Origin of the sequence: Brevibacterium iodinum ATCC 49514 (assembly GCF_900169265.1) — a bacterium.
Taxonomy (GTDB): domain Bacteria; phylum Actinomycetota; class Actinomycetes; order Actinomycetales; family Brevibacteriaceae; genus Brevibacterium; species Brevibacterium iodinum.
The window spans coordinates 83,439-108,088 of the sequence record NZ_FXYX01000009.1 but is presented as its reverse complement, the minus strand read 5'-3'; the positions used below and the strand labels follow the sequence as shown (position 1 = coordinate 108,088).

Here is a 24,650-nt window from a genome sequence, read left to right as displayed (position 1 = left end):
TTGTTCCCCGGACTGAGCGCGTTATATAACGAGAATGGAGTCGCGCATGGTCGCGCGGCGACGAATCGTTTCCCGCTCAGCGGGAGCTTGCGTGAAGGAGTCCCATGGTCCGGCCCACTTGCGTCGATATCCTCGACACCACTCTGCGCGACGGGCTGCAGATCGAAGAAGCCATCGTGCCCACCGATGTCAAGGTTGCTCTGGCCGAGAAGCTCATCGGCTCGGGACTCAAGCACATCGAAGTTGGCTCCTTCGTCAATCCGAAGAAGGTTCCGCAGATGGCCGACACCGACGAACTGCTGCACCGTCTGGCACCGCACGAGGCCGACGGGGTCGAGTTCTTCACCCTCGTCTTCAACCTCAAAGGCGCAGAGCGCGCCGTCGACGCAGGCGCGAAGAACATCAAACTCGTGCTCTCGGCCTCCGAAGGACACTCGGAAGCGAACTCCGACGCCTCCATCGCCGAAGCCTCCGACCGCCTCATGGACGCCGCCGTCTATGCTCGCGACCACGGGCTGCGCTTCGACATCACAACCGCCGTGAGCTTCATCTGCCCCTTCGACGGAATCACCGAACCGGGCCACCTCGTCGAGGTTCTCCGTCCCTTCGTCGAGGCCGGAGCTCACGGCGTCGGCGTGGCCGACACCATCGGCAACGCCAACCCCTCCCTCGTCCGCCGCAACACCCAAGCCGTCCTCGACGCGTTCCCGGACAAACCGGTCAACCTCCACCTCCACGACACCTACAACTTCGGCATGGCCAACGTCGCCGCCGCCCTCGACCTGGGGATTTCGAACTTCGACGCGGCCATGGGCGGCCTCGGCGGCTGCCCCTTCGCCCCCGGAGCGGCCGGCAATATCGGCACCGACGATCTCGTCCACCTCCTCCACCGCGAAGGGGTGGCCACCGGAGTCGACGTCGACGCCCTCACCGAGGTCCGCGAACCTCTCATCGCCGCCGTAGGGCACCCCCTGACCTCGAGCCTGTCCGATATTCCCGCCACCCCCGCCGCGTTCGATCCCCTCTTCGCGACCGCCTCGGCGAGGGGTTGAGATGGAACCGCTGCCGCTCGAAGGCATCCGCGTCATCGAGTTCTCCCACATGGTCATGGGGCCCAGCTGCGGGATGATCCTCGCCGACCTCGGCGCCGAGGTCATCAAGATCGAACCCCGCGGTCCCGGCGACAAGACCCGCTACCTGCCCGGGTCCGGATCCGGGCTGTTCCCCGCGTTCAACCGCAACAAACACAGCGTCCAACTCGATATCGCCGAGGCGGCCGACCGTGACCGTGTCCTCGACCTCATCGACTCCGCCGATGTTCTCCTCGAGAACTTTCGCGTCGGCAAGATGGAATCGATCGGTTTCGGCTATGAGGAGCTGTCAGCCCGCAATCCCGGGCTCATCTACTGCTCGCTCAAGGGATTCCTGTCCGGACCGTATGGGAACCGGGCCGCCCTCGACGAGGTCGTGCAGATGCTCGGCGGACTGGCCTATATGACCGGCCCACCCGGTCAGCCTCTGCGCGCCGGTGCCAGCGTCAACGACATCATGGGCGGAATGTTCGGTGTCATCGGCATCCAGTCGGCATTGCGGGTGCGCGAGACCACCGGACGTGGAAAACTCATCAACTCCGCCCTGTTCGAGAACAACGCGTTCCTCGTCGGCACGCATATGGCGCAGGCTCAGATCAGCGGCGAACCACCCCGGCCGATGCCGACCAGACAGGCCACCTGGGCCGTCTACGACATCTTCCGCGATGCCGAGGACAACCAGGTCTTCGTCGCCGCCGTCTCCGACGGGCAGTGGCGCGACCTGTGCGACGAATTCGGACTCACCGGTCTTGCCGCTGATCCGGACATGTTCACCAACCAAGGTCGCGTCGACCAACGTGACCGTATCCACCGCGAACTCCAAGCCGCCCTGTCGCAGCTGAGCCTGGCCGAGATCGAAGAGAAGTGCACCCGCCGCGGGCTCCCCGTCGCCCCGGTCAATACGCCGGGAGACCTCACCTCGGATCCGCACCTTGTGGCCTCCGGGGCCCTGGCCCACACCGGGCTGCCGGGCGGGACCAGCGTCGACGTGCCGCTGCTGCCGCTGACCTTCGACGGATCCCGGCTGGGTCTGCGCGGCGATGTGCCCGAACCCGGCCGCCACAACAGCCACTACCGGGACGGCCCGACCGTCCCGACCGGACCACCGAACGACTGACCCACAGCACCACCTGCTCCACCGCTACCCATCATCAACCGCACACACAAGGGGAACAGCTCATGCGATCAACGACGATCACACGCACACGGACAGCCGCCTCGGCGAGCGAAGGAAAGACGACCACCCGCAAGCGCGCGGCGAAGATCGGGGCCGTGCTCGCCACGGTCGCCCTCGTCGCCACCGCCTGCGGAAACAAAGCCCAAGCGCCGGGCGAAGGCGGGGACTACCCGAAGGGCCCGGTGTCGGTCACGGCCCCGGCCGAACCCGGATCCGGCTGGGACACCACGGCCCGGGCGCTCGTCGAAGCGCTGCAGAAGGAAGACATCGTCTCAACCCCGCTGCCCGTGCAGAACAAGCCCGGGGGCACCGGCTGCTCCTGGCTGACGTCGATGATGCAGCAGGAGAAGGGCAAGGACGACCAGATCGCGATCACCTCCCTGGCCAGCCAGACGATGAAGGCCCGCGACCTGTGCAAGTTCGGCCCCGAGGACACCACGCTCATCGCGACCCTCTACGTCGAGGACTTCATGGTCGTGACCCCGAAGGACGGCGACTTCAAGGACCTCGACTCCTTGGTCAAGGAGCTGAAGAAGGACCCGCAGAAGGTCACCGTCGCAGCCGCCGGTGATGACACCCTGCCGTTCGCCCTGTTCGCGAAGGAAGCCGGCATCGACCCGGCCGATATCAACTTCGTCAACTACGACGGCGGCGGCGAACAGACCACCGCCATGCTCAACGGAGACGCGAAGGTCGCGATCGCCGGAATGAGCGAATTCCGCTCCGTCATCGAAGCCGGCGATATCGAACCGCTCGTCACCTTCGCCCAGAAGCCCCTCGCCGCACCCTTCGACAAGGTGCCCACCGCGAAGGACTCCGGCTACGACGTGACGTTGGGCAACTGGCGCGGAGTCTACGGACCCGCCGAGATGCCCCAAGAAGCCGTCGACTTCTGGGCCAAGGCGCTCGAAGATGTGAGCAAGTCCGATGCCTGGCAGGAGACCCTGAAGAACAACCAATGGGCCACCGAATTCCACACCGGTGACGAGGCGCAGGCCTACGTCGAAGACGCTGCGAAGACGGTGGAAGAAGGCGTGAAGGAAACCGATCTGGGCAACAGCAAATGACCGCTCACCGCACCGACCTCATCACCGGCGGCGCCATCGCCGTCATCGGCGCGGTGTACTACATCGCGACGTTCGCCATCCAGGAGACCGCGAACATCGTCACCCCGCGCACCTTTCCCGCCATCGTCGGCATCGGTCTCATCGTGCTCGGCCTCTTCGTCGCCGGCCAAGCCATCGTCCGGCACCGGAAAGACACACTCGCCGAGGCGGCTCCCGGGTCCGCCGGATCCGCTGAGTCCGCGGGGGCTGGGTCCGGGTCCGCGGGGTCTTCCGGGTCCACCGACGTGACCGCGGCAAGCGATGGGGACGGTGCGGCCGCCTCGGCGAAGGATTCCGAACCTGCGGGAGGAGCCAGCGGGATCGTCCTCGAGGCTCCGCCTGAGCCGCCGGGACGGAAGGTCGTGTTCCAGTTCGCGCTCTTCTTCGTCTACCTGGCGATCCTCATCCCGGTCGGGTTCCTTCTCTCAACGGTGGCGTTCCTGATGGGGCTGACCAGCATCTACGTGCCTGAGAAGTGGATCCGCAACCTCATCTTCTCCGTTCTCTTCTCGGTCGTGGTCTACGCGGCGTTCGTCTACGGACTTGCCGTGTACCTGCCCGTCGGAATCCTGGGCTAGGGGGCGGACATGGACACTCTCATGGATCTGGGAGGCGGCTTCGCCTCGGCACTCGAGCCGGTCAGCCTCGCCTTCGCCCTCCTCGGCGTGCTGCTTGGCACCGTCGTCGGAGTGCTGCCGGGAATCGGACCGATCTCTGCGATCGCGATCCTCATCCCGGTCTCCTTCGGAATGGAGCCGGTGCACGGCCTCATCCTGCTGTGCGGAATCTACTACGGTTCGATGTACGGCGGCTCGATCACCGCTACGCTCATCAAAACCCCTGGTGAGGTTGCCAGCGCCGTGACTGCGATCGAGGGCTACGAAATGGCCCGCCGCGGTCGGGGCAAGGCCGCCCTGGCCACTGCGGCGATCGGATCGTTCCTCGCCGGCACCCTGGCGATCATCGGACTGACGTTCCTCTCACCCGTCCTCGTCAAGCTCGCGAACGTCTTCGGCGCCACCGAATACTTCCTGCTCATGGCCACGGCCCTGCTGCTCGCGTCGACGATGTCGGCGGGTTCGCGGGCGAAGGCGCTCATCTCGATCTTCATCGGCTTGGCCGTCGGCCTCATCGGACTCGACTTCCAGACCGGACTGCCCCGGCAGACCTTCGGCATGGATCTGCTCTCCGACGGGATCGACTTCACGATCTTCGCGATGGCGCTCTTCGCCATCCCCGAGGCGATCCGCAATCTCGCGCTCGGACGTGGGGCCAAGGATGAGATCCAGAGCTTCGGAAACGACAAATGGATGACGAAGGAAGACTGGCAGCGCTCGGCCGGCCCGTGGGCCCGCGGTTCCGTGGTCGGCTTCATCATCGGCATCCTGCCCGGAGTCGGTCCCTCGCTGGCCTCGTTCATGTCCTACATCATGGAGAAGCGGATCTCGAAGCGGAAGGACGAATTCGGTCACGGCGCCATCGAGGGCGTGGCCGGTCCCGAAGCGGCGAACAATGCCGGCGTCGGTGGTGCGATGATTCCGCTGTTCAGCCTCGGCATCCCGGGTTCGGCGACGACGGCGCTGCTGCTCTTCGTGTTCACGATGTACGGCCTGCAGCCGGGGCCGCTGATCTTCCGGGACGAGACCGGTCTGATCTGGACGATCATCGCCAGCATGTACATCGGCAATATCGCGCTCATCATCCTCAACCTGCCGCTGGTCGGGGTCTTCGTGAAGCTGTTGAAGATGCCCAAGGAGATCCTCTTCTCATCCATCCTCGTGCTTGTGGTCATCGGCGCCTACGCCATCGAATTCAGTCTGTTCGGGCTGATGATGCTCGGCATCTTCGGAGTCATCGGCTACCTCATGGAGAAGGGCGGCATTCCGCTGGCTCCGGCGATCCTTGCGCTCGTGCTCGTGCCGCTGCTCGAGGACAACTTCCGGCGCATGCTGCAGATCTCCGGTGGATCGTTCGCACCCCTGGTCACCAGGCCTGTGTCGCTGTCGATCATCATCCTCATGGTGGCAGGCATCGTGGGGCCGATCGTCTTCCGGTGGTGGGTGAGCAGACGCAAACTGCTCACCGATGTGACTGTGGGTTAGGAAATTCGGATGAAGAGAGCAGAACAGATGCCCGTCGGGGAACCCGACGCGGACTCGGGGGCTTCGTCGGTCGCAGGCGCTGGATCCCAGTCTGTCCCTGACGCACAATCCCGGCCTGCCGCAGAGATCGGGGTGATCGACCGCAGTGCCGCGATCCTCGCGGCGCTTCAGGACTCTCCGATGACGGCGGCAGATGTGTGCCGCAGGCTCGGCTATTCGAAGTCGACGACCTACCGGCTGCTCACCGACCTCCGGGAGCACAAGTTCATCGTCCGGGACTCTGCCGGTCTGCTGCGCTTGGGTCCGTTCCCCGGTCGACGCAATATCGCCACGACGAACTCGGTGCTCGAACACCTGCGGTCGATGACCGGAGAATCCGTGCAGCTGTGGGTGCGCGTCGGCGAGGACCGCATCTGCGTGCGCAATGTCGAAGCCGACCATGAGCTGCGGGTCTCCCGCGGGGTGGGCACGGTGCTGCCGCTGGTCGACGGCGGGTCAGGGGCGCTCGCCCTGTGCGGTCCGGGAAATCCGGGGGAGTTCTACGCAACCAAGCAGGCACGGGTCGCCGGGACCGCCTCGGCGAGTGTGGCCTTCACGGTCGGCGCGATCGTGTTCGCGCTCTGTGTGTCCTATCCGTTGACCCGGGAGCCCGACAACGTCGCCGGTGCCTACCGCGGCTTGCTGAGCAGGGCTGCCGTCGAACTGCGGACGCTGCTCGACGGCAGTGAGGAGCTCGAGGTGCTGCGCGATATCGCCCGCTTGGCCCTGGGCGTGAAGAAGCAGGCGGGGAAGTAGGGCGGTCCGCTTCACCCTTTCCGTCACTAGGTGGTCGTTCTGGTCACGTTCTGTTGAGAAATGCGTGACCAGAACGCCCACCCAAGGACGGTGAAGTCGCTGCAGCGATGTGTGGTGGTGCAGCGTCGGGGATGAAGGCGTGTGTCAGACGTCCGTCTCTGCGGTTTCCTTTCGGCCTATCGTTGAGCGCAGGCCAAGAATAGGAAGAGGACCCCATATGACCACTCGCATCGCCGTCGTCGTCGGCAACCCGAGCCCGAACTCGCGAACCCGGCAGGTGGCGGAGGACCTTGCCGCCAAGATCGCCGAACACACCGGATCCGAGATCGATGAGACCATCGAACTCGCCGAGGTGACCAACGAGATCTTCGAGTGGAAGTCCGATCGGCTCGACACACTCACCGAACGCCTGGCCACCGCCGACTTCGCGGTCATCGCCACGCCGACCTACAAAGCCAGCTACACCGGGCTGCTCAAAGCCTTCCTCGACCGCTATGACGCGAACGGTCTGCACGGACTCATCGCTATCCCGGTGTTCACCATCGGCTCGCCCGCCCACACTCTTGCTGTGGAGACGACCCTGCGGCCGCTGCTCGTCGAACTCGGCGCCAGCGTTCCGACCAAGGGGCTCGCGTTCCCGACAGCGAAGTTCGACGACCGCGCCACGATCCTCGACGACTGGCTCGAGTCTGAGAAGGCGTACCTGCCTCAAGGAGGCTGACGCAGAAGCTCCTTCGCAATTCCGCGATCCATCACAGTGAGACCGCTTCTCGGCGGATGTCATCGTCTAGTCCCGGCTTCGAACCGCCGAAATCGACCAAGTCGATATCTCTGCCGAAGACCTTCTCAATGAGTTGTTTGAAGCGGATGAAGTCGACCGACGAAGTGCCTTCTGGCGAGTTCACGATCAGGTCGATGTCAGAGTCCATGCAAGCTTCGCGGCGAGCCGCAGAGCCGAACACAGCCAGATTCTCATAACCGTGATCCGCGGCGAGTTTCGTCAGAATCGGAACTGCCGCTTCCAAGAGGAGCTCCGGGTGGATCTGGCCAGGATCAGGAGCGAACTTGAGCTGCTGACTCACCGCAGGCTGCGAGATTCCGAGTTCTCTGGCGGTCTGCTGCTGACTCAACCCGGTGGCGAGCATGGCGCGGAGCGGCCTCGTCGAATCTTCAGCTTGGTGAAAGCGCACAAGCTCGGTGCAGGGACCAAGCCAGTGCAGTTTCACCAAGCTGGTGGGCGCTTTCAACGCAGCACGCGGGCCCGCTGAACGGATCAGCGGGCCCGCGCGGCCACCTCGGCGAGGCTGAGCACTCGATCGAGGTCAGCCGTCCCGGAAGGGGACGACCACCTCGGGGGAGGGATCAGTCGATCTGCAGCTCGCCCATCGCATCCCAATCGTCGCCGTCGATCTGACGGGAGATGATCTTCGGGGTCGCTGTCAGAATGCAGGGCAGGACCAGAACGCAGGTCGCAGCGCGACAGGTTTCAGCATCGACCCGGACGAGGAGGCCGTCGTCATCGTCGGCTCCGGCGCCGGCGGCGGAACCCTGGCCTACGAACTCACCGCGAAGGGCATCCCCGTCGTCGTCCTCGAAGCCGGGCCCTACCTGCGCAACGAAGACTACGTCAACAACGAATGGGAAGCCTTCAACCAGATGGCATGGCTCGATCCCAGGACGACGACCGGATCGTGGCGGATCGCCCGCGACTTCCCGAACCTGCCGGCCTGGATCGTCAAGGCCGTGGGCGGAACGACGACCCACTGGTCGGGCGCGACCCCACGTTTCAAGGCTCATGAGTTCAAAGCCCGCAGCGTCTACGGTCGCGTCGATGGCGCCAACCTGCTCGATTGGCCGATCACGCTCGAGGAGCTGGCCCCGTACTACGACCGGGCCGAGAAGGCGATGGGCTCGACCCATGTCCACGGCCGGAAGCCGCTGCCGGCGAACAACAACTACAAGGTCTTCGCGGGAGGGGCGAAGCAGGTCGGCTATAAGTTCTACGCCACCGGCCCGTACGCCACGAACGCCGAAGAGTACGACGGCCGCCCCGCCTCCATCCAGGACGGCTTCAACTTCCAAGGCGATAAGAACAAATCCAAATGGTCGACCCTGGTCAGAGAGCTGCCGCGGGCCGCGGACACCGGGCTGCTTGATCTGCGACCAGAGTCCCAGGCCGTGCAGATCACCCACGATGCGGCCGGCCGCGCCGACGCCGTGCTCTACCTCGACAAGGACGGCAACCTCCACCGGCAGGCCGCGAAGATCGTGTGCGTGGCCGGCAACTCGATCGAGACGCCGAGGCTGCTCCTCCTCTCCGGCACACCGTCCTTCCCCGATGGGTTGGCGAACTCGTCCGGACATGTGGGCCGGAACTATATGCGCCACTTGACCGGCACCGTCTGGGGCCACTTCGACAAGCCGGTGCGGATGTATCGCGGGGAGACGATGGCCGGCGTCATCGCCGACGAGTCGATCCATGACCCCGACCGCGGATTCTCCGGCGGCTACTACATGGAGACGATCTCGCTGGGCCCGGTATTCATGGCCTCCTTCGTCGAGCCCGGCGGCTGGGGGCCGGACTTCGCGGCGCTGCTCGACCGGTACCTCAACACCGCGGGAATGTGGATCGTCGGCGAGGACATGCCGCAGGAGGGCAACCGGGTGACGTTGAATACGACGGTCAAGGACACGAACGGTCTGCCCGTGCCGAACGTCCACTATGACGATCACGCCAATGACCTGGCGATGCGCGAACACGCCTACGCCGCAGGTCAGAGAGTCTACGAGGCGGTCGGAGCGCAGACCTCCCACCACACTCCGCCCTATCCGTCGACGCACAACCTCGGCACCGCGCGGATGAGCGAACGTCCCGAAGACGGCGTCGTCGACAAATGGGGCCGCACCCATGACGTGAAGAACCTCTTCATCTCCGACGGATCGGTCTTCACCACCGGCGCCGCGGCGAATCCGACACTGACGATCGTGGCGCTCGCGATCCGGCAGGCCGAGTACATCGCCGAGGCGCTGCGGACCGGGGAGGTATAGGGGCGGCAGGATGCCGTCGCATCGATCGGCGTCGGTTCTGTCTGTTGACGGAATCGACGTCGATCTGCTGTGAGAGAGCCTTATCGCAATAGGATGAAAGGGAGACCGACTCAGGAGGAGACTGCCCGTGGCACGTACCGTCTATTACACCGCGACCACGCTCGACGGGTTCATCGCCGACCCGAACGACTCACTCGAATGGCTGCTGCGCCAGACCGAAGAGCCACCGGATGACGGGTTCATCGACGGAGTCGGAGCGATCGTCATGGGCGCGACGACGTATGAGTGGGTGCTGCGCAATCTCGACGGGCCGTGGCCCTATGAGGTTCCCGCCTGGGTGATGACCCACCGGAAGCTCGGCCTGCCCGAAGCTGGGAAGGACGGGAAGACCCCCGATATCCGGTTCGCGAAGGGCTCGGTCTCCGACCACTACTTCGAAATGTGCACCGTCACGGGCGACCGCGATCTGTGGGTGATGGGCGGCGGCGACCTCGCCGGACAGTTCGCCGACGAGGGACTTCTCGACGAGATCATCACCTGGACCGCACCGGTCGTCCTCGGCAGAGGCCGGCCACTGATGCCGCGTCGCCTCGACCTCGAACTCCTCGACGTCGGACGCAGCGATCCCTTCGTCATCGCCCGCCACCGCGTCATCGGCCCGCTCCTTGAGGACAGCCCGACAGAGTGACGCTTCTCGAGGACGGCTGCAGACTCGCCCGCATCGTCCATTCGCCGAGGAGGGACGACGTTTCGTACGGGACGATTCCTGGTAGTACGGGAAGACAGGGCCGCCTTGGCGATGAGATCGATGATCCATACGCGAGGGTGGGCCGCCTCGGCGAGGTTCATCCGGATATCGGGCACCTCTGGTGGCCAAGCGGGGTTCCGTGATTCGATGCGTACATGACTGCTGCGATTGAAAATCATCGGGCTCGCCTGCGCGCGGGGGAGATCTACAACGGACTGTGGATGATGTCGACGAGTCCGGAGCTCGCGAAGATCGGGTCGGCGGCCGGGTTCGACTATGTCTGCCTCGACCTGCAGCACGGTCTTGTCCGCCCCACCGACGTCCTGCGGCTGACCGATGCCGTGCGCGCCAGCGGGGACGCGCTCGTGACCGCCCGGGTCGCGGCGAACCGATTCACGGAGATCGGTGCGCTCGCCGACGCCGGAGTCGAGGCGATCATCGTCCCGCTTGTGTCCTCGGTCGAGGAGGCACGGGCCGCGGTGGCCGCGCTCGACTATCCTTCGCGGGGAAGGGATCGTTCGTGGGGACCGACCGCCGAGATCATGCACAACGCCGTGCAGGACACTCGGGATGAGCGGCCGCTGCTGTTCGTCATGATCGAGAACGAGGAAGGGCTGTCCGCGGTCGAGGACATCTGCGCCGTACCGGGAATCGACGGGGTGTACGTCGGTCCGTCGGATCTCGCGTTCGCCGTCGGTGCCCTGCCCGGGCAGCACAACGAGGCTCACGCCGAGGCGCTCGTGCGGATCCGCACGGCCGCCGACGCTGCCGGGGTGGTTCCGGGAATCCACTGCGGCGATGGCGAGGAGGCGAAGCTGCGCAAGGAGCAGGGCTTCCGCTTCATCACCTCATGCGGCGACTTGGGTGCCGCTGGCCGAGCCTTCCGCGAGGACCTGGGCGCAGCCCGCTCCTAATTGCTACCCGACGGCGGCCCAGCAACCTGGCGCCAGGTTGCTGAGCCGCCGTCACGTAGTAATAAGGGGCGGGTACAGTGACAGACACCGACTCGAGAGGACAGTGCATGACCGCAGAGACAGTGACACAGCAGAACACCTCGACCGAAGCCACTCCCTCTTCCACCCCCACCGGATCCGACCACACCGAGCACGTGGACTTCCTCGTCATCGGCTGGGGCAAGGGCGGCAAGACCCTGGCCGGAACCATGGCTCGCGCCGGCAAGAAGGTCGCCGTCGTCGAACAGTCGGAGATGATGATCGGCGGCTCCTGTATCAACATCGCCTGCATCCCCACGAAGATCCTTGTCCACGATGCTGAGAACAAACGCGCCGATGACGACACCGACGAATACTTCGCCAAGGCCGTCAAGCGCCGCGACACCCTGACCGGCGCGATGCGGAAGAAGAACCACTCGATGCTCGCCGACCTCGACTCGGTGCTGCTGGTGGGCGGCCGCGCCGAGTTCACCGGCGAACGCGAAATCCGCGTCACCGGCGGCGCCGACACCATGACGATCACCGCAGACACCATCGTCGTCAACACCGGATCCGTCGCCAACATCCCACCCATCGACGGCGCCCAGCTCGGCGGCCGCATCCACGACTCCGAATCCCTCCAGCACGTCGATCCGTTCCCGAATCGCCTCGTCATCGTCGGCGGCGGCTACATCGGACTCGAATTCGGATCGATGTTCGCCCACTTCGGCTCGCAGGTCACCGTCCTCGACCGCGGGCCCCGCCCGCTGGCCAACGAGGACGATGACGTCGCCGAGGTGGTCGCCCAGGCCCTCGCCGACGACGGAGTCACCATCGTCAACGACGCCTCCGTCACTGCAGTCAACGACGGCGCTGACGCCGCGACCGTGACCTATGAGGTCGACGGTGAGACGAAGACCATCGACGCCGAGGCGGTCCTCCTGGCCGTCGGACGCAAACCCGCCACCGCGGAGCTCGGATTGGAAAAGGCCGGCATCGACACCGACGATCGCGGGTTCATCGTCACCGATGAGTACCTGCGCAGCTCCGCCGAAGGCGTGTACGCGTTCGGCGATGTCAACGGTGGACCGATGTTCACCTACATCTCGCTGGACGATAACCGGATCCTCGCCGATCAGCTCCTCGGCGAGGGCAAACGGTCGACGAAGGACCGCGGGTCCGTGCCTTACACGATGTTCCTCACCCCGCCCGTCGCCCGCGTCGGCCTGACCGAAAAGGCCGCTCGCGACGAAGGCTACGAGATCAAGGTCGGCGCCAAGCTGCAGGCCGATATCGCCGCGGCACCGCGGGCAAAGATCGAAGGTGACCCACGCGGAATCGTCAAGTTCGTCGTCGACGCGAAGACGGACCTCATCCTCGGCGCGGCGCTCGTCCACGTGCACTCGCAGGAGGTCATCAACACCGTGGCGCTCGCCATGCGCCACGACGTCACCGCGACCGAGCTGTGCGACACGATCTACACCCACCCCTCCGCCACCGAGGCGCTCAACGAGGTGCTCGGCGCACTCAAGTGAGGCACGCGATAGGCTCACCATCATGAGCCGGCGCATTGTCATCACCACCGATTACCTGGGCCCCGGCGACGGCGTCGACCGGCTGCTGCGGGAACACGGACTCGACCCCGTCTACTCCCCGGCAGCCGGTTCCCGCACCGAGGATGAACGGCGCAATCTCCTCAAAGGTGCCGTCGGTGCCGTCGGTGCCATCGTTGCGAGCGAACCGATCACCCGTGACATGCTCTCCGAGGCGACCGACCTCCGGATCCTCGCGCGCAGCGGAGTCGGATACGACTCCGTCGACATCGCCGCGGCCGAAGAGTTCGGCATTCACATGGCCAACACCCCCGGTGTCAACCACGACGCCGTTGCCGAGCTCGCGCTCGCTCTCATGCTCAACTGCGCCAAACGTCTCAACGACGTCTTCAACGGCGTCAACGCAGGTCAGTGGCCCCGCACTGCAGGCACGGAACTGCGAGGCAAGACGCTCGGCGTCATCGGATACGGGCCCAGCGGGAAGGCAATCTCCGCAATAGGTGCAGCTCTGGGCATGAAAGTCATCGTCGGCACTTCCCACCCGGATACCAAGGCGGACCCGAGCATCGAATTCGCCAAAGTCGACACCGTCGTCGCGGCCGCCGACTATCTCACCCTCCACGCTCGGGCGACCGGCACCCGATCATCGGCGCCGACCGGCTCGCTGCGATGAAGGACACCGCGTTCATCATCAACACCGCCCGCGGGTCACTCATCGACGAGGCCGCTCTCGTCGACGCGCTCGAACATGGCCAGATCGCCGGTGCCGCCCTCGATGTGCTCGAGACCGAACCGATGTCGAAAGACAACCCGCTGCGGAACTTCGACAACGTCTGGATCACCTCACACCTGGCCGGGCAGACAGTCGAAGCCAGAGAGCGCGCCGGCATCGCCGCAGCCCGAACCGTCATCGATGTACTCGACGGCAAGGAACCCGTCGGACTAATCGCCTGAGCGCATCCGACCTCACACCTCAGCGCCCTTACGCCTCCGCGACCGCACCCTGACGATGATGAGCAGGGCCAACCCCACCGCCGCCACGACCAGCCCGGCGAGGAACCCGTAGAAGGGGAACCCGTACTGTGTCACGGAGAACTCCTGGCCGGTGACGGTATCGCCTGAGCAGGTCAGGCTCGGCGGGAGATAGTCGGCGGTGACGGAGAATCCGAGCACATCGTTGCCGCTGACGGACTCCGGGCAGATCCCGAATCCGTCCGACTTCGCATACCACTGGAGGTGCTGGCCGATCATCATCAGCGGGAGCACGAAGACCCCGATCCCGATGAGCAGCAGTGCCCATCGATCCACGCCGCCGTCACCCCGAGGGGATCGGGCCGAAGCGAGCAGTCGGGTCACCGTGAACGCAAGCAGCACACCGAGGAGCACAGCGGAGCCGAGCGCCGCGAACCCGGCCGAGGTGATGAACATCGCCGAGGTGGCCCCGGAGTGTTCGATCATCGCCGTACCGCCGTCGTAGGTCGAGGCTTGGCAGACGAATCCGAATGGGGCGCGATCGATGATTTCCACTGCATCCGGATCGACACCGAAATCGGTGACGAGATCAGAACAGGCGCCGACGCCTCCGCGTGCCTGGGCGAGTGCGGTCGAGATCCAGGAGGTCACCCACTGCGCCACGTGGAGAAGCAGAGCGATCACCATGGCAGCGCACGGAAGCAGAAACGCCATCTGCCAGCGCGAGAGCCGACGGACGAAGCGAAAAGGTCCCCGCGTTGCGGCCCGCACTGTCGTCTCCATGCGTCCACATTAACAGGAGGAATATCGCGACAATCCACCTTGAGTGATGCTCAGGTTCTCCTCACAGGAAGAGCTCCCCCACAGCATCCGGCGGTGAACACCCTGGCCAGAGCCGCCTCGGCGGTCATAGGGTGAAGGTATGGCGAACTCAGCAGATTCCTCAGCCCAGAACTCACCCACCCCCACCCTCGACCTCAACGACGGACGCGCGATCCCGCAGCTCGGGCTCGGTATCTACGCGATGAAAGGCGAGGAAGGCGTCGACGCGATCGTGAACGCCGTCGACAACGCGGGCTACCGACTCCTCGACACCGCGGTGAACTACGAGAACGAGCGCGAGGTCGGTGAGGCCATCACGAACACCGTCACCCCACGCGAGGACCTGTTCGTCACGAGCAAGATCCCCGGCCGCCATCACGGCTTCGACGAGGCGATCGCGAGCACCGAGGAGTCCCTGGCCCGGCTCGGTCTCGATTACCTCGACCTCCACCTCATCCACTGGCCCAATCCCAGCGTCGGCAAGTACGTCGACACCTGGCGCGGGCTCATCGAACTGCGCGAGCGCGGGCTCGTGAAGTCCATCGGCGTCTCGAACTTCACCGAGGAGATGCTCACGGAGCTCGTCGAGAAGACCGGGGTCACCCCGGCCGTCAACCAGGTCGAGCTTCATCCGTATTTCCCGCAGGACAAGCTCGTCGCCTTCCACCGCTCCATCGGTGTGCAGACCGAGAGCTGGTCCCCGCTCTACCGTGACCAGGGGCTCTTCGACGAAACCCCCATCGCCGAGGCGGCCGCCGCCCACGATGTCACCCCCGCCCAGGTGGTCCTGCGCTGGCATATCGAAGTCGGTTCCATCCCGATCCCGAAGTCGGCGAACCCCGAACGCCAGCGCCTCAACGCCGCCGTCTTCGACTTCGCCCTCACCCCCGCCGAGGTGGCTGCGATCTCCGGGCTCGAGCGCGGTCGGATGAAGGCTCGGGATCCCCTGACGCACGAGGAGATGTGAGGCCGGGCCTCATTGCTGCCGGCTGGCCACGCATGTCAGCTGCAGATGGAAGACTGGCGGCATGGATCGAGCCATGACCGTCGTCCCGAAAGACGAGCTGAAGGCCTTCGTTGACCCTGGAACCTTCGCGCGCGGCACCGATTATGCGCGCAAAGGTCAGGTGCTGCGGATCCTCTGGCACGAATCCGACCGGCAGCTCGTCGCCGATGTGGCCGGCTCCGCGGGATTGTATCAGACCACGATCACCTTTGATGATTCAGACGACGGCGGACCCGGCGAGATCGTCGACACCGTCTGCACCTGTCCGGTCGGCTACGACTGCAAGCACTGCGTGGCCGTGGTCATCGTCAACAATCAGCAGATGCTCGAACAGCGGACCTCCGCGATTATGGACGACTATCGTCGCGCGATCGGAGAAGACGAAACTGAACACGTCAGGGGTGCCGACCCTTCCGACTTCGGCGCGATCATCGGTGGCGGGCGATCGACAGTCAGACAGGTTCGGGTACCGGAATGGAGACAGCGGCTTGACCGCATCATCGAGGTCTCGCGTCGGCCGAGCGCGCAGCCCGAGACCGTGGCACTCGGCTTCGAACTCCACCGCGCCCCACAGCGCAGCTACTTCAATAGGTCACCATCGAGACTCAAGGCCGCTGAAATCCCTGATGAGGCGGAACCGCAGCTGCACGTCCGGCCGCTGATCCCTGGAGCGAAGAACAACTGGATCAAGGGGCAGGCCGGCTGGCACTGGTTCACCTCACGACTCAACGCCTCGCGCTTCGACGCCGACCAATTCGAATGGTTCTACCGACTGGTCACCCTCGACGACGGGCTCGGCCGATTCGGCCATGCACAGTCGTCGGCAACGATCCGGCTCGACGACTTCGGCTCCCCCTTCCTGTGGGAGCTGCTCGGTCAGGCTGCTGACCTCGACATTCCACTTGTCAGCGCCGACAAGCAGATCGCAATCCGGCTGGGGCAACGGGCCGAATTCCAGCTCGATGTCACGCGCAGCGACGACGACCTCGTGCTCAAGTCCGCAGTCGTCATCGACGATCAGCCGATGCAGGCTCACGAAGTCCGGCCTATCGGACTCGGCGGCGTGTACCGCCTGGACATGGTGGGCACGGCGAAAGCCGTGGTCACACTTGCGCCACTGACCGAGCCGATGACCGAGGCACAGCGCACCCTTCTCGAAGGGCCCGCGGCCACAAGGATCCCCGAACAAGGGCACGAAGATTTCGTTGACCGCGTCCTCCCGCTGCTGCGGAAGTCGCCCGAGAGGCGCGGCGGGATCCGGGGAGTCGGGAACGGGAAGAAGTCCGACCTCGGCGCCACGAATAGCGGTGCCGGTGACCGAGTCATCAGCAGCGACGGATCCGTGCACCTGCCCGTCGAGAAGTCCCCGCACCTCAACCTCCACATCAGCTACGACAACCCCGACCAGCACAGGTCCGCCAGAGGCGGCTCAGACAAGAGCGACCGCGGCCCGGGCCGATCCAACCCGACGATGCGTCTCAACTGGTCATGGACCTACTACTCGCCACAGCGGACATTCCACTTGGTGCCCCATCGCAGCGAACTGTCCGACCAGGTGCGCGGTCGCGACCAGAAGTTTGAGCACGCCGTCCTCCGTCGCCTGCGCACCATCGACCCCGACGCCGCCCGAACAGAATCGACCATCCTGACCGGCATCGACGCCGCCACCTACAGCACCCGGATCCTGCCCCGAATCCAAGAACTTGATGACGTCACGGTTACCTTCGCCGACAGCGACAACGCCCCGGAATTCCGTGAACTCGACGCGACCCCGCAGGTCAGCCTCCGCACGCAGGCGACCGACGACTCGGACTGGTTCGACCTCGGCATCGACATCACGGTCGATGACCACGAGATCCCCTTCGTCGAACTCTTCACCGCGCTCGCGAGGGAGCAATCCCACCTCATCCTCGACGACGGATCGTTCTTCTCCCTCGACAACCCCGCCTTCGGCCGTCTGCGCGAACTGCTGACCGAAGCGAATGCCCTCGATGGCTTCTCGCCGGAGAATCCGCAGATCAGTCGCTACCAGACCGCCCTGTACGACGAACTCGAGGATCTCGCCGATGACGTCGCCGACGATCCGAGGTGGACCGAACTCATCGGCGGGCTGAGGCACCTCGATACGATCGCCGAGGTGGCCGTGCCCGACACCGTGAACGCGCAGCTGCGGCCCTACCAGGTGGAGGGGTTCCGCTGGTTGGCGTTCCTCCGGCAGCACCGCCTCGGCGGGATCCTCGCCGACGATATGGGTCTGGGCAAGACCCTGCAGACGCTCGCTTTCATCGACCACGACCGCACCGAAAGCGAGACCGAGACGCGGGCCCCATTCCTCGTCGTCGCCCCCACCTCGGTGGTGGCGAACTGGGTGCTCGAAGCCCGCAAATTCACCCCGCACCTGAGCGTGACCGCGGTGGGAGAGACCGCGAAGAAGCGCAAGCGCTCCGTCGCCGCGGCGGTCGCCGGTGCCGACATCGTCGTCACCTCGTATGCGGTGATGCGTCTCGACATCGACGAATTCGCCGCCCTCGACTGGGCAGGCCTCATCTACGACGAAGCCCAGTTCATGAAGAATCACCAGGCGAAGACGCACCGCGCGGCGAGGCGACTCGAGGCGCCGTTCCGGCTGGCGATCACGGGCACGCCGATGGAGAATTCGCTCACCGATGTCTGGTCGCTGGCCGCGATCACCTCGCCGGGATTGTTTCCGAACGCGAAGCGCTTCAGGGAGGACTATGTCCGCCCGATCGAATTCGGGGAGGCGCCGGAGCGGATGGACCGGCTGCGGACACGGCTGCGCCCGTTCATGCTGCGCCGGACCAAGGATCTCGTGGCCGCGGACCTGCCCGAGAAGCAGGAGCAGGTGCTCACGGTCGAGCTCGAACCGGCGCACCGGCGACTCTATGACACGGTGCTGCAACGCGAGCGTAAGCAGGTGCTCGGCCTCCTCGGGGAGTTCGAGAAGAACCGGTTCGCGATCTTCCGGTCACTGACGCTGCTGCGGATGCTCGCGCTCGATCCGGGGATCGTCGCCGAGTATGCGGACTCCGGGATCGCCTCGAGCAAACTCGGTGTGCTCATGAGCCACCTCGCCGAGGTCCGGGATGAGGGTCATCGGGCGCTCGTGTTCAGCCAGTTCACGAGCTACCTGCGTGCGGTGGCGGCCGAACTCGAGGACAGCGGGATCGACTACGTCTACCTCGACGGGTCCACGACGGATCGGACGAAGGTCATCGAAGCCTTCCGTGAGGGCAGCGCTCCCGTGTTCCTCATCAGCCTCAAGGCCGGCGGGTTCGGGCTCACCCTCACCGAGGCGGACTACGTGTTCCTGCTCGACCCGTGGTGGAATCCTGCGGCAGAGAATCAGGCAGTCGACCGGACGCACCGCATCGGTCAGACCCGGCAGGTCATGGTCTACCGACTCGTCGCCGAGAACACGATCGAGGAGAAGGTGCTGGCGCTGCAGACGAAGAAGGCCGAACTCTTCACCGCGCTCATGGACGACGGCAGCGCCTTCAGCGAGGTGATCTCGGCCGCGGACATCAAGGGTCTGTTGGAGGGGTGAATCTCGTCAGAATCGTCAGCCGCCCGGCACCTCGACGAGGTTGCCCCTGATTCCGTCGAGAAAGCTCGCCCCCAGCGGGGTCAGAGTCAGGAGTTTGCGTTTCGCCCCGGTCCGCGGGGCGGCGACGGCGGTGCTCTGCAGCAGGCCGGAATCCTGCAGACGTTTTACCGTACGGTAGAGGCCGCGCTCGGTGATCTGCCACCCGGTGGCGGCGGTGACCGACTCGGCGATGGTCGAGACCTCGGCCGGTTGATGCTCACCGACGAGTGAGAGCGTGACCGGGGTGAGCATCGACTTCTTATACGTCTCGACCCAGGTCTCGACGCGGTGGTCGAGCCACTCGCGCTCCTCCGGGGTGGGTGCGGCAACGGATTCCGCACTCGTGTCCGTGCGCGACGTGTCAGCCACGCTCAGTCCTCCCAGCCGCGGCCGAGCACGGCACCGAGAAGGTGGATGAGCAGGCCGAGCCCCCAGAGTGCGCTCATGGCGATGGTCGCTCCGAACCAGGAGCCGAAGATGATGCTGTGCTCTGGCATGGGCGGCACGTCGCCGAATCGGAGGGCGACGGTCTGGATGACCGCATGCAGGTTGAACGACATCGTCACCGTCACGAAGGCGATGACATGGACGATGGCGACTCCGAAGCGGACACGTTTGAGGGTCCGCAGATTCCGCCACAGCCAGATGACGATGCCGAGCGCCACGACGGCAGTGAGGATTTCGGCGAGGATCGTGACCTCACCGCCGGTGACCGCGATGACGATCTGGACGATGGCCATGGCGATGACGAGGCCGAGCGTATAGGGCAGCAGCAGGGTCCGGGCATTGGCGGGTGATGTTGTCTGCGAGGTATTAGACATATTGGTACTGTACCTATGGTTCACTGCGTGGTGCAAGAGTCGATTGATCGCGATTGTTCCCCTGGGCAACGCCGCGCTGTGTGAAAATAGACGCGTGGGGATGAGAGGCAGGCACCGGCGTGCACTGCGCGGCATCCTGGCCGCGGCAGCGGCGACCTTCGTCGCACTGACCTCGCACATGCTCGGTGGGGGAGCCCTCCCGACTGCGATGGGCATCATCGTTCCGCTGGCGCTGTCGAGTCTCGTCTGCGTCCTCCTGGCCGGGCGGCGACTCTCGCTGCCGCGACTCACGGTTTCGGTCGGGGTCAGCCAAGCACTGTTCCACCTGCTCTTCTCCCTGTTCGCCCAGACCGGTGCGACCGGGGCGGGCAGCTGGCTGAGCGGCCTCCTCGGCAGCCACTCGGCCCATCTCGCTGCTGGTCAGGCGATGTCCGGAGCTCACTCGGTGCAGGGAGCTCACGCCGCGCACGCGTCAATGCCGGCCATGGACACAACTATGGCCACCGAGCACGCGATGCATTCCCACGCCTCACCGGCGATGCTCTTGGCCCACTGCATCGCCGGGATCGTGACGATCGCGGTGATCTACTGGGCCGAGCGGCTGCCGGTCATGCTCGGCGAGTTCGCCCGCCTCATCATCGGGGCGATCATCCCGCGACCCATCCTCCTGCGGACACTCATCACCGGACCACGTGCGCAGGTCAGCGTCGAACCGGTGGTGCCGCGCAGCCTCGGCGTGCTCCGGTCTCCGGTGCTGCGGCGAGGACCGCCACAGCCAGCTTTCTGACACTCATCACATCCGTACATCGGCTCCCATGAGCCGATGCGATCTCTGCTGACCGCACTCGGTCGACCTGGCTGACCCATGCCTGTCCCGGGTCGACTGTGCGTGCCTCGGCGCAGATCCGACAGAAAGCATCATCATGACAACATCCTCTGAAACCGTGCCCGAAAACTCGGGCCGACATTGGTTGGGCCCGTTCCTGCGGCGCCTCCACTTCTACGCCGGAATCCTCATCGGCCCGTTCATCCTCGTCGCAGCGCTCAGCGGGGCGGCCTACGCGATCAGTCCGACATTGGAAAAGTTCGTCTACGCCGAACAGTTGAGCGTTCCCCCGACCGACCACCCGCTCCCGCTGGCCGCGCAGATCAAGGCAGCGAACGCGACGATCGGGGACGGTGCCGCGCCCTCGGCAGTGCGCCCGGCACCCGAGCCCGGAGACACCACGCGCGTGATGTACTCCGACCCCAACGTGGGGAGAGAGCGGATCCCGGGCGATCTTCGTCGATCCATCCACCGCCGAGGTGGTCGGTGACCTCACCGTGTACGGAACCTCGGGAGCCCTGCCGCTGCGCACCTGGATCGACCAGCTGCACCGCAGCCTCCACCTCGGGGATCTTGGACGCCTCTACAGCGAACTTGCCGCCTCATGGATGGGCATCGTCGCGGCCGCGGGAATCGTACTCTGGATCCAGCGGGCACGCAGGACGAAGAATCCCACAGCGATGCTGCGACCGAGCCGAAAGCACATAGGGACAGGCCTGCGGCGAAGTTTTTCCTGGCATGCCTCGGTGGGCATCTGGGCGGCGATCGGGATGCTGTTCCTCTCCGCCACCGGAATCACTTGGTCCCAGCTCGGCGGCGAGAACGTCACGAAGCTGCGCGCGGCACTGAGCTGGGAGACACCGGCGATCTCCACAGAGCTGGCAGGAGAGTCGGACACGGGGTCGGCTGACGCAGGCGGTGCCGGCGACCACTCCGGACACGAAGGACACTCCGGCCACGAAGGACACGAGGGACACGCAGGCCATGACGCCCACGCCGAGCACAACGGCGACGAGGCCGGCACAGGACAAGGGTCCACGTCAGATACCGCCGACGTCGACCCGGCCGATTTCGACATGATGCTGGACATGGCTCACGGGGTCAACATCGACACCGGGGCGGTCGAAATTCTGCCGGCTACGGACGCGAACTCGGCGTGGGTGGTCCAGGAGATCCAGCGCAGCTATCCGACGAAGGTCGACGCCGTCGCCTTCGATCCGACGACGATGGAGGTCACAGATCGCGTTGACTTCGCCGACTACGGTCTGGCGGCGAAGCTCGCCCGCTGGGGCATCGACCTGCACATGGGCTCGCTGTTCGGTCTGGCCAACCAGTTCGTGCTCTTCGTCCTCGCCATCGGAATCGCGGCGATGGTGGTCTGGGGCTACGTCATGTGGTGGCAGCGCCGCCCGAAGCACGACCCAACGAGACGATGTGGGGTAAAGCCACCCCGTGGAGCACTGCTGAACGCGCCGTGGTGGGGAACCGGCGTCATCGTCCTCGCGGGAATCGGCATTGGAATATTCCTGCCGATGGTGGGGATCAGCCTCGTCGTGTTCCTCATCATCGATGTGGCCCTCGGCGTCTTGGCGCGACGACGAGAACGAGTGACGGACTGATCCCGGCGAAGCCCCGGTGCCCGACGTGCCCCAGGCATCCAGCCTCAGGCGTCGGGCACCGGGTTCGCCGCGGAGCCCTCGGTGACGGTGAGGACGATGACGCTGCCTGAGTCCACGCCCAGGTGCCGGCGCCTGGACTCGGCGTCCACACCGGCGAGTGCCTCTCTGACCCCCGCCAACGAGGCGGCTCCGCAGGGTCCCGCGGCCACCCCGAGATCGGCGAGCCGATGCGCGGCATCGATCGCGGCAGCGTCGCCGACCGTGACCGCGGCATCGAGGCCGTCACGGGCCAAGGGCCACTCCAGCGACGAGGGGGTTCCGCAGTTGAGCCCGGACATGATCGTATTTCCGGTCTCCACGGTCACCGGATGTCCGGCATCGAGGCTCGGCCCCATGCACGCCGCCGCTTCCGTTTCGACGGACACGACTGCGGTGTCGGCGGCGCCGGACGCTCCCGTTCCGGAAGCATCGCCGCCGGCGCTCGTCCGCCGGTAGCGAGCGAGCGCGGCCTGCAGCAGAGACCCGACTCCGGTCGGCACGGTGATGAGGTCCGGTGCGTGATGGCCGGCCTCGCTCAGCTGAGCGTCGATCTCACGAAACAGCGTCGAATAGCCGTCGACGATCCAACCGGGAACCTCTTCGTAGCCGTCCCACGCGGTGTCCTGGACAAGCACCCCGCCGTTGGCGGCCGCATAGTCGGCGGCCGCTTCGACGGACTGGTCGTAGTTTGCCTCTGACTCGACGACCTCAGCACCTTCACCGCGGATCGCGGCGACCGCGCTCGGGTGGATGCCGCCTGCCGGCACGAAGATGCGAGCCGGACGACCAGCCTCCCGGGCGAACCTGGCTACGGCACGACCGTGGTTTCCATCCGTGGCGGTGACCACCTCGGCGTCGGTGTCCGCCTGCGCCGCCTCAAGGGCACGGTGGACGGCCCACGAGGCACCGAGTGCCTTGAACGCGGGCATGCCCAGCCTGGTCGACTCGTCCTTGGCGAAGACCGCGGCGACCCCCAGTTCGCGGGCGAGCTCCGGCAGTTCGATGAGCGCGGTGGGCTCGTAGCCGTTCAGTGTGCGGTGAAAGTTCAGGGCCGCATCGTCCTGGTCGGGACTCGACCAATTGTGGTCACGGTCGTTGCCGGTCCATGCGGCGGTTGTCGTGGTCATGAGCGGTTCCCTTCGGGCAGGCGTGAGGTGACGAGTGCGGTAAAGAAGTCGATCCCCGCACCGAGGATTGTGTCGTTGAAGTCGAAGTCGCGGCTGTGCAGCGGGGCCGTGCCGCCGCCGACAGTGCCACTTCCGACAGTGCCACTCGTGGCCGGCGATTGAGACTTCGTGGTCATCCTCCTGGTCCGGGACATGGCCGAATATACCGAACTGACCAGACAGCTCTTTTTCGGCAATGACAACATCCGCCGCTTCAGCACCCAGGTCGTCATGGACGCCGCAAAGGTCGGTCTCACGGTCCCGTCGGGGTGATCAGCCGATCAGTCGAAGCTCACCGAATTCCTTGGCTCGGTGCGGACCGTGAGTTCGAAGACGTCGGGGCGGGAGTAGTGGCCGACGACGTCGAAGTCGAGATGGGAACGGGTCTTCGCCGTCGGATCGATCTCGGCATAGAGGATCGTCTCCTCGTCATAGACAGGGCCGGCCAACACTTCTCCGGTGGGCGCGACGATGATGCTGCCGCCGCGGATGGCCGTGCTGCCATACGGCAGGTCCACTTCGAACGGGTGATCATCCGGATACGCGTCCGTAGTGATGAACTGGCAAGCGGAAAGCACATGCGTGCGCCCCTCGAGCGCGATGTGCGTCATCGTTGCAGCCCACGTCGGCCGGTCGTCGACGGTCGGAGCGCAGTAGAGCTCCACACCCTTGGCATACATCGCCTGCCGCAGCAAAGGCATGTAGTTCTCCCAGCAGATGACCGACCCAACGCGTCCGAGCGGAGTATCCATGGTGTCGAGCGTCGACCCGTCGCCGAAGCCCCAAATGAGGCGTTCCGAACCGGTGGGCATGAGCTTCCGGTGCGCCCCGGCGATCCCGACTCCGGGGTCGAGCATGAGTGCGGTGCAGTAGAGCGTGTTGCCGAGTCGTTCGATGATCCCGATGACGACGAAGAGTCCGAGCTCTTTGGCAGCCTCAGCCAGTCGTTCGACATCCGGCCCGTCGAGGGTCACCGCGCCGTTGCTGTAGCGCTCGTACTGTCGGCGCCCGTCGTCCGTGCGCAGTCCCACCGGGGCGCCGAAGGTGCTGCCCTTCGGATAGCCGCCGATGAATGCCTCCGGGAAGACGGCGATCTCGGCGCCGTTGTCGCGAGCCTCGGTCATCAGGCGAATCGCCTTGTCGACGGAGGCGTCGATGTCGAAGGGAACTGATCCAGCTTGGACGACTGCTGCTGTGGGCATATGGCTGACCTTCCTCGCTCT

23 protein-coding genes and 1 pseudogene are annotated in these 24,650 nt (G+C 65.4%); 18 read left to right on the top strand and 6 right to left on the bottom strand.

The features are described from left to right. Positions 1 to 104: 104 nt before the first annotated feature. The 7 genes from BI49514_RS08475 to BI49514_RS08445 all read left to right on the top strand — a co-directional run bounded on the left by BI49514_RS08475 (position 105) and on the right by BI49514_RS08445 (position 6,992). Entirely contained in the window at positions 105 to 1,052 is a 948-nt protein-coding gene (locus BI49514_RS08475; RefSeq protein WP_101546043.1) for a hydroxymethylglutaryl-CoA lyase, read from the top strand. Between the two features lies 1 nt (position 1,053). Further along, on the top strand, positions 1,054 to 2,208 hold the full coding sequence (locus BI49514_RS08470) for a CaiB/BaiF CoA transferase family protein (RefSeq protein ID WP_101546041.1): 1,155 nt from the start codon (positions 1,054 to 1,056) through the stop codon (positions 2,206 to 2,208). 62 nt (positions 2,209 to 2,270) lie between these two features. Continuing rightward, a complete protein-coding gene (locus BI49514_RS08465; protein WP_101546039.1) occupies positions 2,271 to 3,335 on the top strand; it encodes a Bug family tripartite tricarboxylate transporter substrate binding protein in 1,065 nt (354 codons plus the stop codon). Further along, on the top strand, positions 3,332 to 3,952 hold the full coding sequence (locus BI49514_RS08460) for a tripartite tricarboxylate transporter TctB family protein (RefSeq protein WP_101546037.1): 621 nt from the start codon (positions 3,332 to 3,334) through the stop codon (positions 3,950 to 3,952). Before BI49514_RS08465 ends, BI49514_RS08460 begins: the two co-directional genes overlap by 4 nt. A 9-nt stretch (positions 3,953 to 3,961) precedes the next feature. Continuing rightward, entirely contained in the window at positions 3,962 to 5,476 is a 1,515-nt protein-coding gene (locus tag BI49514_RS08455; protein ID WP_101546036.1) for a tripartite tricarboxylate transporter permease, read from the top strand. 9 nt (positions 5,477 to 5,485) lie between these two features. Beyond that, positions 5,486 to 6,271 (top strand): helix-turn-helix domain-containing protein, encoded by a 786-nt coding sequence (locus BI49514_RS08450; RefSeq protein WP_244195297.1) that lies wholly within the window; start codon positions 5,486 to 5,488, stop codon positions 6,269 to 6,271. Between the two features lie 217 nt (positions 6,272 to 6,488). Then, complete coding sequence (locus BI49514_RS08445) at positions 6,489 to 6,992, top strand: NADPH-dependent FMN reductase (protein ID WP_101546034.1); 504 nt, start codon at positions 6,489 to 6,491, stop codon at positions 6,990 to 6,992. A gap of 31 nt (positions 6,993 to 7,023) precedes the next feature. Here the strand turns inward: BI49514_RS08445 and BI49514_RS08440 are convergent, their stop codons facing one another. Further along, complete coding sequence (locus BI49514_RS08440) at positions 7,024 to 7,416, bottom strand: nucleotidyltransferase domain-containing protein (protein WP_101546032.1); 393 nt, start codon at positions 7,414 to 7,416, stop codon at positions 7,024 to 7,026. Between the two features lie 511 nt (positions 7,417 to 7,927). Between BI49514_RS08440 and BI49514_RS08430 the strand changes: the two genes are divergently transcribed. From BI49514_RS08430 to BI49514_RS08410, 5 genes and pseudogenes are all read left to right on the top strand, one after another. Continuing rightward, on the top strand, positions 7,928 to 9,319 hold the full coding sequence (locus BI49514_RS08430) for a GMC family oxidoreductase (RefSeq protein ID WP_338063772.1): 1,392 nt from the start codon (positions 7,928 to 7,930) through the stop codon (positions 9,317 to 9,319). Positions 9,320 to 9,446: 127 nt separating this feature from the next. Then, positions 9,447 to 10,007, top strand: coding sequence for a dihydrofolate reductase family protein (locus BI49514_RS08425; RefSeq protein WP_101546028.1), 561 nt, complete (start codon positions 9,447 to 9,449; stop codon positions 10,005 to 10,007). 215 nt (positions 10,008 to 10,222) lie between these two features. Then, positions 10,223 to 10,981, top strand: a complete 759-nt coding sequence (locus tag BI49514_RS08420; protein WP_167443999.1) for an HpcH/HpaI aldolase family protein — start codon at positions 10,223 to 10,225, stop codon at positions 10,979 to 10,981. A gap of 107 nt (positions 10,982 to 11,088) precedes the next feature. Further along, positions 11,089 to 12,534: a dihydrolipoyl dehydrogenase family protein gene (locus BI49514_RS08415; protein WP_101546026.1), complete on the top strand. Its 1,446-nt coding sequence runs from the start codon at positions 11,089 to 11,091 to the stop codon at positions 12,532 to 12,534. 22 nt (positions 12,535 to 12,556) lie between these two features. Next, a pseudogene (locus BI49514_RS08410) lies at positions 12,557 to 13,506 on the top strand (phosphoglycerate dehydrogenase). 12 nt (positions 13,507 to 13,518) lie between these two features. On the opposite strand, the gene BI49514_RS08405 reads toward BI49514_RS08410, so the two are convergent. Beyond that, complete coding sequence (locus tag BI49514_RS08405) at positions 13,519 to 14,307, bottom strand: hypothetical protein (RefSeq protein ID WP_145996197.1); 789 nt, start codon at positions 14,305 to 14,307, stop codon at positions 13,519 to 13,521. A gap of 139 nt (positions 14,308 to 14,446) precedes the next feature. Between BI49514_RS08405 and BI49514_RS08400 the strand changes: the two genes are divergently transcribed. After that, complete coding sequence (locus tag BI49514_RS08400; protein WP_101546022.1) at positions 14,447 to 15,313, top strand: aldo/keto reductase; 867 nt, start codon at positions 14,447 to 14,449, stop codon at positions 15,311 to 15,313. 61 nt (positions 15,314 to 15,374) lie between these two features. Next, positions 15,375 to 18,917 carry a DEAD/DEAH box helicase gene (locus BI49514_RS08395; protein ID WP_101546021.1) on the top strand — a complete coding sequence of 1,181 codons (3,543 nt, stop codon included), beginning with the start codon at positions 15,375 to 15,377 and terminating at the stop codon, positions 18,915 to 18,917. 15 nt (positions 18,918 to 18,932) lie between these two features. Here BI49514_RS08395 and BI49514_RS08390 read toward each other — a convergent pair whose 3' ends face one another. Next, on the bottom strand, positions 18,933 to 19,325 hold the full coding sequence (locus tag BI49514_RS08390; RefSeq protein ID WP_101546019.1) for a helix-turn-helix transcriptional regulator: 393 nt from the start codon (positions 19,323 to 19,325) through the stop codon (positions 18,933 to 18,935). Positions 19,326 to 19,327: 2 nt separating this feature from the next. Beyond that, entirely contained in the window at positions 19,328 to 19,777 is a 450-nt protein-coding gene (locus BI49514_RS08385) for a hypothetical protein (RefSeq protein ID WP_101546017.1), read from the bottom strand. A gap of 100 nt (positions 19,778 to 19,877) precedes the next feature. Between BI49514_RS08385 and BI49514_RS08380 the strand changes: the two genes are divergently transcribed. From BI49514_RS08380 to BI49514_RS08375, 3 genes are all read left to right on the top strand, one after another. Continuing rightward, positions 19,878 to 20,564, top strand: a complete 687-nt coding sequence (locus BI49514_RS08380) for a hypothetical protein (RefSeq protein WP_244195298.1) — start codon at positions 19,878 to 19,880, stop codon at positions 20,562 to 20,564. Between the two features lie 136 nt (positions 20,565 to 20,700). Continuing rightward, the gene (locus BI49514_RS17185) at positions 20,701 to 21,093 is read left to right on the top strand and encodes a PepSY domain-containing protein (RefSeq protein ID WP_338063771.1); all 393 of its coding nucleotides are present in this window, start codon (positions 20,701 to 20,703) and stop codon (positions 21,091 to 21,093) included. Next, entirely contained in the window at positions 21,083 to 22,222 is a 1,140-nt protein-coding gene (locus BI49514_RS08375; protein ID WP_338063770.1) for a PepSY-associated TM helix domain-containing protein, read from the top strand. Before BI49514_RS17185 ends, BI49514_RS08375 begins: the two co-directional genes overlap by 11 nt. Before the next feature lie 44 nt (positions 22,223 to 22,266). On the opposite strand, the gene BI49514_RS08370 is transcribed toward BI49514_RS08375, so the two are convergent. Beyond that, positions 22,267 to 23,388 (bottom strand): pyridoxal-phosphate dependent enzyme, encoded by a 1,122-nt coding sequence (locus BI49514_RS08370; protein ID WP_101546013.1) that lies wholly within the window; start codon positions 23,386 to 23,388, stop codon positions 22,267 to 22,269. A 168-nt stretch (positions 23,389 to 23,556) separates the two neighbouring features. Between BI49514_RS08370 and BI49514_RS08360 the strand changes: the two genes are divergently transcribed. Continuing rightward, positions 23,557 to 23,700, top strand: a complete 144-nt coding sequence (locus BI49514_RS08360) for an AsnC family transcriptional regulator (protein WP_101546009.1) — start codon at positions 23,557 to 23,559, stop codon at positions 23,698 to 23,700. 8 nt (positions 23,701 to 23,708) lie between these two features. Here the strand turns inward: BI49514_RS08360 and BI49514_RS08355 are convergent, their stop codons facing one another. Further along, the gene (locus tag BI49514_RS08355; protein ID WP_101546007.1) at positions 23,709 to 24,629 is read right to left on the bottom strand and encodes a carbon-nitrogen hydrolase family protein; all 921 of its coding nucleotides are present in this window, start codon (positions 24,627 to 24,629) and stop codon (positions 23,709 to 23,711) included. Positions 24,630 to 24,650: the final 21 nt, after the last annotated feature.